The sequence below is a fragment of the Mesorhizobium sp. WSM3224 genome (assembly GCF_000427725.1).
GTDB lineage: Bacteria > Pseudomonadota > Alphaproteobacteria > Rhizobiales > Rhizobiaceae > Mesorhizobium.
In genome coordinates, this window is sequence record NZ_ATYO01000030.1 from 16,390 (window position 1) to 29,807 (window position 13,418).

Annotated in this window: 11 protein-coding genes; 10 read left to right on the forward strand and 1 reads right to left on the reverse strand. The window is 59.9% G+C overall.

The features are described 5' to 3' along the window. Positions 1-101: 101 nt before the first annotated feature. Positions 102-1,313, reverse strand: a complete 1,212-nt coding sequence (locus YU3_RS0129015; protein ID WP_027169511.1) for an alanine racemase — start codon at positions 1,311-1,313, stop codon at positions 102-104. A gap of 221 nt (positions 1,314-1,534) precedes the next feature. Between YU3_RS0129015 and YU3_RS37690 the strand changes: the two genes are divergently transcribed. The 10 genes from YU3_RS37690 (at position 1,535) to YU3_RS0129065 (ending at position 12,729) form a co-directional block, all read left to right on the forward strand. Continuing rightward, the gene (locus YU3_RS37690; RefSeq protein WP_051334121.1) at positions 1,535-2,764 is read left to right on the forward strand and encodes an ROK family transcriptional regulator; all 1,230 of its coding nucleotides are present in this window, start codon (positions 1,535-1,537) and stop codon (positions 2,762-2,764) included. Next, on the forward strand, positions 2,761-4,011 hold the full coding sequence (locus YU3_RS0129025; protein WP_027169512.1) for a M20/M25/M40 family metallo-hydrolase: 1,251 nt from the start codon (positions 2,761-2,763) through the stop codon (positions 4,009-4,011). Before YU3_RS37690 ends, YU3_RS0129025 begins: the two co-directional genes overlap by 4 nt. A 33-nt stretch (positions 4,012-4,044) precedes the next feature. Next, positions 4,045-5,109 carry a substrate-binding domain-containing protein gene (locus YU3_RS0129030; protein ID WP_245273692.1) on the forward strand — a complete coding sequence of 355 codons (1,065 nt, stop codon included), beginning with the start codon at positions 4,045-4,047 and terminating at the stop codon, positions 5,107-5,109. 137 nt (positions 5,110-5,246) lie between these two features. Continuing rightward, positions 5,247-6,377, forward strand: coding sequence for an ROK family protein (locus YU3_RS39810; protein WP_198021733.1), 1,131 nt, complete (start codon positions 5,247-5,249; stop codon positions 6,375-6,377). A 55-nt stretch (positions 6,378-6,432) separates the two neighbouring features. Then, complete coding sequence (locus YU3_RS0129040) at positions 6,433-7,491, forward strand: substrate-binding domain-containing protein (RefSeq protein WP_051334124.1); 1,059 nt, start codon at positions 6,433-6,435, stop codon at positions 7,489-7,491. A gap of 74 nt (positions 7,492-7,565) precedes the next feature. Continuing rightward, entirely contained in the window at positions 7,566-8,633 is a 1,068-nt protein-coding gene (locus tag YU3_RS0129045) for a substrate-binding domain-containing protein (protein WP_156913629.1), read from the forward strand. Positions 8,634-8,782: 149 nt separating this feature from the next. Next, a complete protein-coding gene (locus YU3_RS0129050; RefSeq protein WP_036259812.1) occupies positions 8,783-9,727 on the forward strand; it encodes an ABC transporter permease in 945 nt (314 codons plus the stop codon). Between the two features lie 16 nt (positions 9,728-9,743). Further along, positions 9,744-10,940, forward strand: coding sequence for an alanine racemase (locus YU3_RS0129055; RefSeq protein ID WP_027169517.1), 1,197 nt, complete (start codon positions 9,744-9,746; stop codon positions 10,938-10,940). 11 nt (positions 10,941-10,951) lie between these two features. Beyond that, positions 10,952-11,725, forward strand: a complete 774-nt coding sequence (locus YU3_RS0129060; protein WP_051334125.1) for an ATP-binding cassette domain-containing protein — start codon at positions 10,952-10,954, stop codon at positions 11,723-11,725. Positions 11,726-11,748: 23 nt separating this feature from the next. Further along, entirely contained in the window at positions 11,749-12,729 is a 981-nt protein-coding gene (locus YU3_RS0129065) for an SIS domain-containing protein (RefSeq protein WP_245273694.1), read from the forward strand. Positions 12,730-13,418 lie beyond the last annotated feature (689 nt).

Below are 13,418 nucleotides of genomic sequence, written 5' to 3' on the forward strand. Positions count from 1 at the left end.
AAACTCCAGTGATTTTCACTCATCGGATTGTAGGTCACATCGGCCACCGTCTCGCCCCGCCGGGATGTCGGGCAGTTTCCGGAGAGCAGGTTCTACGGCAGTTAATTCTGCATATGCGCAGGAGCACCTGCTGCCAAAAAGCCGTTTACATCCCAGACGCCGAGTACTTCCGGCGACCCGGAAGCAATGCCTCGGATTGGTACGATGAAAGCGCGGGTAAAGAAGGCCTGCGGTCTGGTGCAAACGACTACGGTGTCGCCGGTTTTGACGTCCGTACCCGCCGGGTAGTCAAGTCGCCCATAGAAGTCGATAACGCCGTTTGGCGGCGTGGTCAGCAAGGTGGTGTCGAAGCGAGGTCCGTGCGGGCCGCACCGTCCAACCAGTGCTTGGCGCGTGTGTTCGACCGCGCCGATGCATTCGTAGAGGCCGCCGCCAAAAAAGAACGCGCCACCGCCACTCGTGTGCGAAACTTCGCTGAGATAAAGCATGGCCTGCCGTTCCGGCACATCAGCGAAGATCTGGTAGGGGCTGGTTCCAGTGAAAGCGTGACCTGGCTCAATTTGGGTTGCCCCGCCTTCGGCGGCCAGCGGTATCGTCGCGGCAGATAGTTCGCTCGCCATATTGATCTGTACATCGTTGACGCCATGCTTCCGCAGCTTTTCGGCGGCCGACTGCATGGAACGGACATTGGGCGTTGGCACCACCTTCCGGGATAGACGATCGAACCCGGCGGAGGGGTACGTGGTGACACCGGCGAGGATAAGGCCCGGCAGGCCCGCGACGTGATCTATGTCGGCGTCGAGCGCTTCCAGCGCGAACCCACCGGCGTGGGTCGGCACCACAACATCGTCGCGGCCATAGACACGCAGCAATATCTTCTGCCTTCGGCCACTAGGAAGGCGACGGCTGACCGCTTCGGCCTGTTCACGGCTGAACACCGTCCAGTAGGCTGGAGCCATGGCGATTGCCTCCTCAGTCTCGTGTCGCGGTATCTGCACCAGGTGACCGAGATGACCGATTTCGAAGCCGGCATTTGTAACACCACGCGCGCAGGCCATGTCGACGGCGACATAGCGTTCGATTCCGGCCTTCGAGATGACCTTCAGCGCTTCCGGGTTGCGGCCAAACTGTTTGGTCATCGGAAAGACCGAGAGGCGATAGCGGCGCGCTGCAGCAATGATATGTTCGGCGTTCGCCGCTATAGCGTCGAGATCCAGCACATAGCTATTGGATGGGATGCGACCTGCCTGATGCAACTCGATGGCGGTGTCGGCGAAATCTGGATTGGTGCGGAGCAGGCTTTGTAGAAACATCAAACTCTCCAATTATTCGTCAACAACCCGAACTAATTTGAAGGCAGCTTGGCCGGAATGTCAAGATACTTGTTTCCGGATTCTCCATGCTACAGGAGTTGACGGGTCGCGGCTGCGCCGGAATCGATTAGCCGCGAAAATACCAGTCAGGAAAAATGCCCCTTGACTCGGCAGTGGCGCACAGAGATAGTTCGACAGTAGAACGAATTATCTGGTGACCCTTGACCATCGCCCAGCAGATTGTGCCACCACGTGTCGCGCGGCAACTTACGCAACGCAAGATTTTCGAGGCCCTATTGTTGCAGGGTCCGATTTCCCGTGCCGACCTTGCCAAGGTCACGGGCTTGTCCAAGCAGACGACATCGGAGGTTGTCGACAAGTTTGAGCAGCAAGGATTAGTGCGGTCGGTCGGCCGCACCAGCGGCAATGTCGGCCGCACTGCCGTGCTCTATGAACTCAGTCCGGACGGGGGATACTGCCTAGGCGTCGACCTCGGTGGAACGAAACTATCTGCGGTGATTGCCGACATATCCGGCAAGGTATTGGCCGAAGTGACCGAGCCGACCGACCAGCGTGGCGGCACAGTAGTGCTCGATCAGATTACGCGGCTGACGCTGCGCCTGGCCCGCGATTTAGGCATACATCCCAGCCGCATTCGTTCGTCCACAATCGGTACGCCGGGAGTGGTCAACCCCAAGAGTGGCGCAGTCGAACTGGCACCAAATATTGCTCATTTAGGTGAAGTCGATGTCATTAGTACTCTTTCAGAAAGACTGGGCGGGCTGGTCACCGTCGACAACGACGTCAATCTCGGTCTGCTCGGAGAAATGTGGCATGGCTGCGCACAAAACGTAGCAAATGTTGCCTTCGTCGCGTTGGGAACAGGTCTGGGGCTTGGCCTCTGTGCCAACGGGCAGTTGGTGCGGGGAGACAACGGGGCCGCAGGGGAGATCGGCTATTTCCCAATTGGCGGCGACCCATGGCGATCGTCCGTGCGCGAGCAGGGTTGTCTTGAATATGAGGCGGGAGCGGCCGGCATTGTGCGCCGTTATAGGCAGGCCGGCGGTGCAGAGGTCGACGGCGTGCGCGCCATTTTCGATCGCATGAACAACGGCGAAAAGCTGGCTGCACAGACAATCGACGATACAGCGCGTTTGATCGCGCAGGCGGTGGCGATCGTCGCGGTCACTGCCGATCCGAAGCTTGTAGTGCTTGGCGGCTCGATCGGTGCCCGGGCGGACTTCACGGAAAAGGTTTCGGCAGAATTGTCGAGACTCACTCCCCGCGTGGTCGAAATCCTCCCCAGCGCATTGGGAAATCGTGCCAGCGTTGTGGGAGCCCTGGCTGTGGCGCTGAACCGCTTGCACGAGGATCTGTTTGGCGTGGCCGAGCTTCCTGGTGCCTTGCCGCTGCCTGCGCCAAAGAGTGGGAAAGAAAGGATACCGGTATGATCGACCAGTCACTTGTAGCGCGTTTGAAAGCTTCGTTTGATCGAGATGAAGCCATATCATTGCTTCAGCGCTCGGTTGGTTGCCCCAGTATCACAGGCGACGAAGCTGCGTACGCGGCCCTACTGGCAGATGAAATGAGGGCGATTGGCGCCGAGCGCGTGACGATGCGCGATTTCGAGCCCGGAAGACCGAATGTGTGGGGCACGAGACGCGGCCGGGAAGGAGGCATGCGCCTGCTCGTCATAGGGCACACTGATACGGTTCATGTACGTAGTTGGCGCGATCGGTGGATCGGTACCGAGCGCGAGAATCCGTTCGGCGCTGCCATTGTTGATGGCGCGATATGGGGACGAGGGACGAGCGATATGAAGGCCGGCATCTGTACGGCACTTTCGGCCGTACGCACCCTCGACCGGGCCGGTATATTGCCTGATCCCACCATTACTTTCGCCTTCATCGGCGATGAGGAGAGCGGAGAGGTGGGAAGTGGCATCAGCGCCGGCGTTAGGGCTTTTTCTGAGTTACTGGCCAATGGCGAGGTCGAACGTCAGGACTTTGCAATTTATGCTGAACCCACAATGCTCAACATCTGTCCGGCCCACATGGGATTCTTTATTGCCGACGTGAAGGTCGTCGGTCGACCAGCCTATTTCGGTGTACCCGAACTTGGCGTCGATGCGCTGAAGGCGACCCATGCGATGCTGTCCGCCATTTGGCAGTACTCAGAGCAGTTCAAAATCAAGCCGGCTCATCCGCTGATCGGGCATGGCTTCGTGTTGGTGACATCAATCAATGGCGGCGGTTCCATTGCGGTACCTGGCGAATGCACCTTTAGCTACATCTGCAAAGTGCCCCCAGGTGACAGCCTCGACGCGATCCAATCGGACATAGAGGCCGCTGTCAGCCGTGCGATCCAAGACCCGGAGGTTACGGTCGCGTTCTCTTATCCAACCCGACGTGATCACGCCATCGGCGGCACCCCATTCGAATCCCCGTCGAATATCGAACCTGTGCGCCAGTTGATGGAGACAGTTAAAGCCGTGCGACCCGACCGCGGCGAGATTGAAGCGATCCCGGGATGGTCCGAACTGCCATTCCTATCGGCCGTTGGTATTCCAGGAGTTTACTGGGCACCTGGCGATGTTCGGGTCTGCCACACGCCAGATGAGAACGTGAACTTGCAGGACTACCTCGATGGTGTGATCGCCTTCGCGGCCTATTTGGCGGGGGCCGCTTCTCGCGCTTGAAGTCCGTCAGTATTGAGAGAGGAGAGAAGAATCATGATGCAACTTCGATCGAGACTTCTGATTGGTGTACTTGCTGGTCTGACGTTCTCCACCGCAGCCACGGCGCAGCAAACTATCGGACCAAAGGGTGAGACCGCCACGCCCTTCAGCGCCCTCGTTCTCACCGATGAGGATGTCGCCGCACTGAAGCAGGGCAACTATAAAGCGGCGGTACTTTGGCATGTGCAGTCGGACCTGATGACTGCTGTCGACCAGGGTGTAAACGACGAGTTGGCGCGGCTTGGCATCAAGGTTGTGGTAACAACTGATGCGAACCTCGACGTTGCCAAGCAACGCAATGACGTTGAGACGGCGATGGCCAAGTCCCCTGATCTGATCGTGACGGTGCCGATCGACCCCGTGGCCTCAGCGGCTGCTTTCGCACCGGCGCGCGACAAAGGCGTCAAGCTGGTGTTCGCCGCGGGGGTGCCAGACGGCTACGTTCAGGGGAAAGACTACGTGGCGCTGCTGACGGACGACCTGTTCCAGATGGGAGAGAAGGCTGCGGATGAACTTGCTAAGGCCATAGGCGGCAAAGGTGAGATTGGTTACATCTATTATGATGCCAAGCTCTATGTCCCGAACCAGCGCGATCAGGCATTCAAATATACGATTGAGCATAAATATCCGAATATCAAAATCGTGGCTTCCCAAGGCATAGTTGACGCTCTGCGTGCAGAGGAGGTGGCGGACGGCTTCCTCTTGAAACATCCCAATCTCGACGGAATCTATGTGACTTGGGCGCAGCCGGCGGAAAGCGTGCTCGCATCGCTTCGCAACGCCGGCAACACGCACACGAAGCTCGTGACCATTGACCTGTCTGAAGGGGTCGCGCTCGATATGATCAAGGGCGGCAACGTGGTAGCGATCATCGGCGATGAAGGCTACAATTATGGTGTTGCAGCTGCCAGAGCCGGTGCCCTGGGTCTTCTGGGCAAAAAGGTCCCGCCGTACGTAGTTGTCCCCGCGCTCGCGGTGACCAACGATAACGTCAAAGAGGGTTGGAACAAGTCGCTGCATCGCGATCCGCCACAGGCAGTTCTCGACGCCATGAAGTGACTTCTCGTATCGTCGCCTGTCGCGCCAATTAATTCGTCAACTAAACGAACTGTTGCTTTCTAATGTCGCTTGATCATGGATCCTCACTGCAAATATTAACGCGTCGGCTGGTCGCCCACGCGCTGGATGCTTCGCCAATGACGGTGTCAGAACTAGGCGCGCACACCGGCATGGCTGAGCGGAATATCGACGTGGCGGTCGCGGAACTGCAGCATGAAGGCTGGATCGTTCTTGACGAGAGGATCGGATCCGGTCGCAAGCTTCGGCTTGCGACCGATACCGCCTATGTACTCGGTGTGGACGTAGGCGGTACGAAGGTAGCCACTGCGCTCGCTGATGCAAGGGGCAAGCTCGTAGCTGAATGGACTGAGCCAACCGACCCACGCGGAAGCACACACGTTCTCGATCAGATCGGAAGGCTTGCGCAGGTCATGACGGAGTCCGCCGGCTGTGAGGCAGGCAGCATCCGCAGTGTAGTCGCGGGCTTTCCAGGTTCGATCGATCCTGTAACGCACCGTATCGCGCTTGTGCCAAATATTCGCGGCCTGGATGGTCTCGACGTGCGGAAGGAACTGTCCTATCGCTTCAGCGGCGCTATTGCAGTTGAGAATGATGTCAATCTTGCTGCGCTCGGCGAAGTGGCCAACGGTTGTGCACAAGGCCGTACCGATGTTGCTTTTGTGGCACTTGGCACGGGCACGGGGCTGGGCCTCGTCTTGGATGGCCGACTGGTGCGCGGTGCATCGGGCGGAGCTGGCGAGATCGCCTATTTGCCTATCGCAGCGGACACCTCGTCGCCTGAAGCGTTGCGCGTCGGCGCTTTCGAGCACGATGCTGGCTCGATAACCATGCTCCGGCGCTACAGGTCGAAGGGTGACACAAGCGTGAACTCTGTGCGTGAAGTCTTCGAGCGGCTGAATGGGGGAGATTCAGTCGCGGGAGAGGTTTTGGACGCAACGGCGCGTTCGGTGGCACTCGCGATCACAGCCTTGCAGGCCATTCTCGATCTCGATCTCATTGTCTTGGGCGGGAGCATTGGTGTCCGACCCGAATTGGTTGAACGCGTGCAGCTTGAGATCGGCAAAGTGTTCGCCAGGCCGGTTCAAATTGCCGCGAGCGCGCTGGGCAGTCGCGCTGGCCTGATTGGCGCCGTATCGACTGCTGCGAAGAATTTGCGTTGTCACGTTTTTGGATCACCGGTCCCGCAAGCCGACAGCTTATGGCCGGTGGTCTTTTCCGCCCTGGGTCAGCCAACGGTAAGCGACTGAAAGATCAAGCGCCGACCATCTTCATCGCCGAAAAAAGGAGAAACCGGCAATGTCTATGAAAACTTTGATCCCGGCACTAGCAGTAGTTGGAATGGCCTTGTTGAGAACGTCCGCTTTCGCGGGAGAGACCGTCGGACCGGATGGCGAGAAAGCGACACCTGCGAGCGAGCTTAAGCTTGCTGACGAAGAAGTCGCTAAGCTCAAAGGTGGAAAATTCACGGCCGCGCTGCTCTGGCACACGTCATCGGACTTCGTGAATGCGGTGACCGCTGGAGCGAGCGACGAGTTCACCAGGCTGGGTATCACAGTGGTCGCGGAGGCCGATGCCGGGTTCGACGCAGCAAAGCAGAAGAGCGACGTCGAGACCATACTCGCCAAGAAGCCGAATGTAATTCTGACGCTGCCTCTTGATCCAGTCACGGCGGCCGAGGCGTTCAAGCCTGCGGTCGAGTCTGGAGTCAAGATCGTACTTTTGTCGAACAAGCCCAAGGATTTCGTACAGGGCAGGGACTACGTCGCAATAGTCACCGACGATCTGTTTGCAATGGGAAAACGCGCCGCTGACGCGCTTGCCGAGGCAATCGGCAAGAAAGGCAAGGTCGCATGGATCTACCACGACGCGCAATATTATGTGACCAATCAGCGCGACAATGCGTTCAAGGCGACGATCGAGACCAGCTATCCCGACATTCAAATTGTCGCTTCGCAAGGTATTTCCGATCCGGCCAGGGCGGAGGATCTGGCCAACGCGATCCTGCTGAAGAACCCCGACCTCGACGGCATATACGTGACCTGGGCCGAGCCTGCCGAAGGCGTGCTTGCGGCACTGCGCGCCGCTGGCAACACGAGGACCAAGGTCGTGACGCTCGATCTCTCGGAACCGGTCGGCTTGGATATGGTCAAGGACGGCAGCGTCGCGGCTATTGCAGCTGACAAAGCTTACGAGCTGGGTCGTGCGATGGCGACCGCGGCCGGGTACGGCCTCCTCGGCAAGCAAGCGCCAGCCTTTGTTGTCGCGCCAACGCTGACCGTGACGAAGGACAACGTCATCGCTGGCTGGCAGGAATCGCTGCATCGCGCCGCGCCGCAATCGATCCAGGACGCATTGAAATGACTAAAACCTGGCTGGCAAGCGCCGACCAGCCGGGACCTTCGCAATCAGGGCGCCAGTCAAGGGGAATGCTCATCATGTCAAACCAAGCGATCACGTTAACCGCGATTTGTTTCGCCGCCGGCCTTGCCTTCGCCACGCCGCTGCATGCTGAACTCAAGGCCACCAAAGGGCCGAATGGCGAGGACGGCACGCCCGCCAGTAGCGTGACGCTGACGCCGGAACAGGCGGCAAAGATCAAGGCAGGGCACTACACTGCCGCGCTCGTCTGGCACGAGTCCTCCGATTATTCGAAGGCAGCAAGCCAGGGCGCCATCGACGAATTCACCAAGCTCGGCATCGAGGTCGTCGGCCAGACCGACGCTGCCTTCGATGCGGCCAAACAGAAGAGCGATGTAGAGACGGTGATGGCCAAGAAGCCGAGCATCATCTATTCACAGGCAGTCGATCCAGATACCGCAGCGGAAGTCTACAATATCGCCCGCGACGCCGGCACGAAACTGGTCTTTGTGGACCAGCCGCCGAAAGGCTATGTGTATGGCGTGGACTATGTCACGCTCGTTTCCGACGACCTCAGCAAGATGGGCAAGCGGGCAGGCGACGCCATGTGTGCCGCCATCGGCGGCAACGGCAAGATCGCCTACGTCTATCATGACGCCAATTTCTTCGTAACCAATCAACGCGATGGCGCCTTCAAGCAAACGATCATCGACAACTGCAAGGGCGCCGCAATCGTTGCCGAGCAGGGTCTTGCCGATCCGACGCGCGCCGAGGACATCGCCAACGCCATCGTGGCGAAGAACCCGGATGTCGAGGGTATTTACGTCACTTGGGCCTCGCCGGCTGAGAGCGTGCTGGCGGCGTTGCGCAACGCCGGCAACTCGAAGACCAAGATCGTCACGATGGACCTCTCCGAACCGCTGGCTCTCGATATGAAGAACGGAGGCAACGTCGCGGCGATCGTGGCCGACGAGGCGTACGGTAACGGTGTCGCCGCGGCCCGCGCAGGCGCGCTCGCCCTGCTCGGTCAGAAGGTTCCCCCATTTCTAACCGTCGACAACCTCACGGTTACCAAAGACAACATCCCGGAAGGCTATCGCCGGTCGCTGCATAAAGAGCCACCAGCATCGCTCATAGCGAACTAACGCCGCGCCGGGATTCTTGCTCGCCAGGGCCGGCGGTTCTCCCGCCGCCGTTTCAGACGAGCCGGATCGCAGGCGGCCACTGCGAAGGCGGCACAAAGCGCCGCCTGCGATCCAAATTAACATCAACCGTGACACGCTCCGAGGCTCGTATGATAGCCGTCTTCAAAACCATTCCGCCAAGCCGCTACGTGATCTATGTCGGCTTCTTGTTGATCTTTGTGACTTTCGCTGTCCTCTTGCGAAACGATGGCTTCGCAACGCCGTCGAACCTGTTCAATATAGCCCAGCAGACCGCGCCTGTGACTGTCATGGCGATTGGCATGGTTTACGTGCTGACGGCCGGTGAAATCGATCTATCGATCGGCTCCATTGTCGCGGTTTCTGCGCTTCTGGCCGCCGTCGTGCTGCGTGAATGGTCGTGGCCGGTGGCAGTGGTCGCCGGCCTTGGCGCGGGTGCCGCCATTGGCGTGCTGAATGGCGCACTCGTCGCCTACGGGCGGCTACCGTCCTTTCTGGTCACTCTAGCGACCATGGGCGTTTTCGCCGGGGTCGCGCGCCGAATGACTGACCTGCAATCGGTTCCTATCCAAAACGATTTCTTCAACGCGTTCTTTGGCTCGGGTTCCCTGCTCGGCCTGCCTTCGCTCATCCTGTGGACGTTGGTTGCAGTGGCGGTCGGCTATTTCGTCTATCGCGAAACACGCTACGGTGCTCATGTCCACGCGGTTGGCGACAACGCCCGAGCCGCGCGCGCCACCGGCATCAAGGTGCTGCGAGTACGCTTCAGTGTGCTGGTGTTGAGCGGAATGCTCGCGGCCCTCGCCGGGCTGCTCTACGCGGGCAGGCTGCACGGCGCGCGCTACACCCTTGGCGAGGCAGATCTGCTCACGGTTATCGCGGCTGTAATCGTCGGCGGCACGCGTCTCAACGGCGGCTCCGGCACAATCATTGGCGCGCTGATCGGATCGCTGCTGATGGGAATACTCAACAACGGCCTGATCCTCATGGGATATCAGCCGTCCGATCAAATGATTGCCCGTGGCCTGATCATCCTGATCGCGGTGGCAACGACGCTCCGCGAACCCAACCGCTGACACGGAGGAAAAATCGATGTTTCTCGATCTTATCCGTCGCCGCAATCCGGCGCTCGTTGAACAAGCTATCGCTCTCCACCAGATCGGTAAGCTTCCGGCCAATACTTATGTTGTCGACCTCGATGCCGTGGAGGCGAACACCCGGCACATAGCCGAGGTTGCAGCCAAGTTCCGACTGAAGGCTTACGCGATGACCAAGCAGATCGGTCGCAACGCGTCGTACTGTAAGGCGATCATGCGCGGTGGCATCACCACGTCGGTTGCCGTTGACATGGAGTGCGCGCGCGCCACGCAACGCGCTGGCATGGGTCTCGGTCATTTGGGCCATCTGGTGCAAGTGCCTCGGTTCGAGGCGGAGGCCGCGGCATCAATGCACCCGGAGAATTGGACGGTCTTCAGCCAGGAAAAGGCGATGGAGGCGGGTGCCGCCTCCGCGAAGCTGGGGCGGACACAGTCCCTCCTGGCTCGGATTGTTGCCGACGGCGATACCTTCTATCGCGGTCACGAAGGCGGCTTCCCTGCTGATAATATCGTTGCGGTAGCCGACGCGTTCGACTCCGTCGCAGGTGCCCGCTTCGGCGGGATCGTCACATTTCCCTCACAGCTCTTCGATCCGAGAAGCCGCAAGGTGAAACCGACGCCGAACCTCTCGACGCTGCAGCGCGCCGCTGAGGCGCTTGCCAAGGGGGGGCGAAAAGACATTGAGATCAACACGCCAGGAACCACATCGGCGGAGATCCTGCCCATGCTGGCGGAGGCTGGCGCGACCCAGATCGAACCAGGCCATGGCTTGACAGGCACTACGCCGCTGCACGCAATGGAAGACCTGCCGGAGCTGCCGGCAGTGATTTATCTCAGCGAGGTGTCTCACCTAATCGGCGGCGAGGCTTTTTGCTTCGGCGGCGGCCTCTATATCGATCCGGTGTTTCCCGACTACCAGGTGAGGGCCATCGTTTCGCGCGAGCCGACAGTATCGGATGCCGCACTTGCGCCTGTTGACATACCGGTCCCCGCTTCGATCGACTACTACGGTATGATCGACGCTTCTGGTCGGGTGAAGCCACGCATAGGTGACAGCGTCGTCTTCGGCTTCCGTCCGCAGGCCTTTGTGACGCGCGCCTATGTCGCTGGTGTCGCCGGTCTGTCGAGAGGTGAGCCGGTTGTCGAGACCATCCACGATGCGCTCGGCCGCCCGGCCGACTGGCCAATGTAAAGGAGCGCCCCATGCCGGCCCTTTCTATCCCTACCGTCGCTTCCGGCGACGTCACGCCTGTTCTGTCGCTCCAGGGCATCCACAAGGCTTTCGGCGCCATCGTCGCGGTCGAGCGCTTCGACCTCGATATCTTCGCCGGCGAGGTCGTTGCCCTTGTCGGGGACAATGGCGCCGGCAAATCGACGCTAGTCAAGATCATCGCTGGCTTTCATCCGCCATCCGCGGGCCGCGTGTTGATCGACGGAGCCGAGGTGACGATGTCAGACCCGAGCGACTCCCAGGCGCTTGGCATACAGGTCGTCTACCAAGATCTGGCGCTCGCCGACAACCAGCCTGTCTACATGAACATGTTCCTCGGCAAGGAATTGGTGAAAGGGCCGCTCCGGCGGCTCGACCGCAAGCGCATGGTGGCCGAGACGGAGACGCTGGTGAAGCAACTTGACGTCCGTATCCCGTCAGCGAAAGCGACGATCCGCGACCTGTCCGGCGGCCAGCGGCAAGGTGTCGCCATCGCGCGCGCTACTCATTGGGCCACCAAGCTCGTGCTGATGGACGAGCCGACAGCAGCACTCGGCGTCGCCGAAACCGCCAAAGTCGAAAAGATCATCGAGACCCTGAAGGCGCGCAATCTGCCGATCCTGCTCATCAGCCACAGCCTCGATCAGGTCTTTCGCCTATCGGACCGCATCTGCGTTCTTCGGCGTGGCAAACAGATAGGCATCCGCGAAACCGCGAAGACCGACAACAACGAAATCGTCTCGATGATAACCGGCCTCAGCACATGAGTGTGCCTGCGCAGCCGACGTGCATGGCGCTGGAGACGGCGCAAGCGCCGGCGGTGGTGGAGCGAATGCTTTTGGAAAATGCCAGCGCCATTGCGGACCTTGCGAAGCTCGTTCGCAAACTCCGGCCATCTTATCTCGTGACGTGCGCGCGCGGCTCCTCGGACCACGCGGCATCCTATTTCAAGTATTTGTCGGAAATCGAGCTTGGCATTCCGTGTTGTTCGGTCGGCGCTTCGGTCGTGTCGATCTACTCGGCGCGGCTCTTCCTGCGCGACACGCTTCTGTTGACCATATCTCAATCCGGGCGCAGCCCGGATATTCTCTCCTTTCAGGCGGAAGCGCGACGCGCTGGGGTGCCGACCGTCGCAATCACCAACGATTCAGATTCGCCGCTTGCCAAGGAGGCTGACATCTGCCTGCCGCTCCATGCGGGACCGGAATTGAGCGTAGCTGCAACCAAAACCTACATCGCCTCCGCTAGTCTGGCGGCAGCGATTATCGCGGCGCTGGCGGGGCATGCGCAATTGAGCGCAGCCATCCACCGCCTTCCCGCCGACCTTCAAAAGGCGCAAGAACATCGCTGGGCCGAAGTTGAGGACGTCATTGCAGATGCGACTTCACTCTATGTTCTCGGGCGCGGCCCCTCGCTGCCTATGGCGCAAGAAGCAGCGTTGAAGTTCAAGGAAACTAGTGGCCTGCACGCCGAAGCCTTTTCGGCGGCCGAAGTCATGCATGGACCGATGGAACTGGTAGAGGAGCGATTTCCGATCTTGGTTTTCGCTCCGAAGGACGCTGCACTTTCCACGACAGTGGCAAATGTGGAGCGGTTGAAGCGCGCGGGAGCAGCGGTGCTTCGGCCTGTGTTCAAGGAAACCTTGCATCCGGCGCTTGATCCTATCTCCCTCATTCAGTCGTTCTATGGCAGCGCCGAACGCATTTCGATCGTTCTCGGTCGAGATCCGGACAAGCCACGCATGCTGAAAAAAGTGACCGAAACCACCTGAAATCTCGGCTTCTCATCTGATCCTCTCATTTCGAATTCCGGTTTGCAGGCTCTGTCTTCAACCTAGGCGGCTGATATCGGAAGCAATATCAGTGCGATTGCTGCCGCTTGGCGTGCGGACGGATCCGTACCAGACCTTTGTCCATGTCGGTTCTCTCTCTAAATTGCTCGCGCCCGCGGTAAGGGTTGGCTACGTGGCCGCGCGTCCGGAATCCATGCCCGCATGGCGGACCGGCGCGAAGCGATCGACCGCCAAGGCGACCTGCCGCTCGAACAAGCGCTGGCAGCGCCTATCGGGACGGCGAACTGCGCAGGCACGCCCGCAAAGCGCGGCGCATCTATGCAGCGCGGCGCGACTTCCTGGCCTAGGAAATCGCCGGCTTCTGGGTGAAGACGCCACGTTCCCAGCAGGAGGCTTGGCGCTGTGGCTACGATTGCGTGGAAGTCGAAGTGCGGAGACCTGGGCCAGTGCTGCAGCTCGGTCAGGCGCTGCCGTCACGCCGGGAATGCGGTTGACGCTGGACGCGGCAAACGCGCCCGAGGTGTTTCGGTTCGGCTTTGCCAGCCTCGACGAAGCACAACTCCGGAAGGCGGTTACAGTGGCCGCACGCACTCCTTCCGCAGCCGGATGAGATCCCGCCCATGTCGGATGGCGGCGAGGCTCGCTCGCTTCACCTTGCCAGGTAGATG

What these genes read in the sequence shown, in the direction of transcription:
- YU3_RS0129065 (WP_245273694.1), top strand. Translation starts at nt 11,749, where the DNA reads ATGGCGCTGGAGACGGCGCAAGCGCCGGCGGTGGTGGAGCGAATGCTT.
- YU3_RS39810 (WP_198021733.1), top strand. Translation starts at nt 5,247, where the DNA reads ATGACGGTGTCAGAACTAGGCGCGCACACCGGCATGGCTGAGCGGAAT.
- YU3_RS0129015 (WP_027169511.1), bottom strand. Translation starts at nt 1,313, where the DNA reads ATGTTTCTACAAAGCCTGCTCCGCACCAATCCAGATTTCGCCGACACC.
- YU3_RS0129025 (WP_027169512.1), top strand. Translation starts at nt 2,761, where the DNA reads ATGATCGACCAGTCACTTGTAGCGCGTTTGAAAGCTTCGTTTGATCGA.
- YU3_RS0129045 (WP_156913629.1), top strand. Translation starts at nt 7,566, where the DNA reads ATGTCAAACCAAGCGATCACGTTAACCGCGATTTGTTTCGCCGCCGGC.
- YU3_RS0129050 (WP_036259812.1), top strand. Translation starts at nt 8,783, where the DNA reads ATGATAGCCGTCTTCAAAACCATTCCGCCAAGCCGCTACGTGATCTAT.
- YU3_RS0129060 (WP_051334125.1), top strand. Translation starts at nt 10,952, where the DNA reads ATGCCGGCCCTTTCTATCCCTACCGTCGCTTCCGGCGACGTCACGCCT.
- YU3_RS0129055 (WP_027169517.1), top strand. Translation starts at nt 9,744, where the DNA reads ATGTTTCTCGATCTTATCCGTCGCCGCAATCCGGCGCTCGTTGAACAA.
- YU3_RS0129040 (WP_051334124.1), top strand. Translation starts at nt 6,433, where the DNA reads ATGAAAACTTTGATCCCGGCACTAGCAGTAGTTGGAATGGCCTTGTTG.
- YU3_RS0129030 (WP_245273692.1), top strand. Translation starts at nt 4,045, where the DNA reads ATGATGCAACTTCGATCGAGACTTCTGATTGGTGTACTTGCTGGTCTG.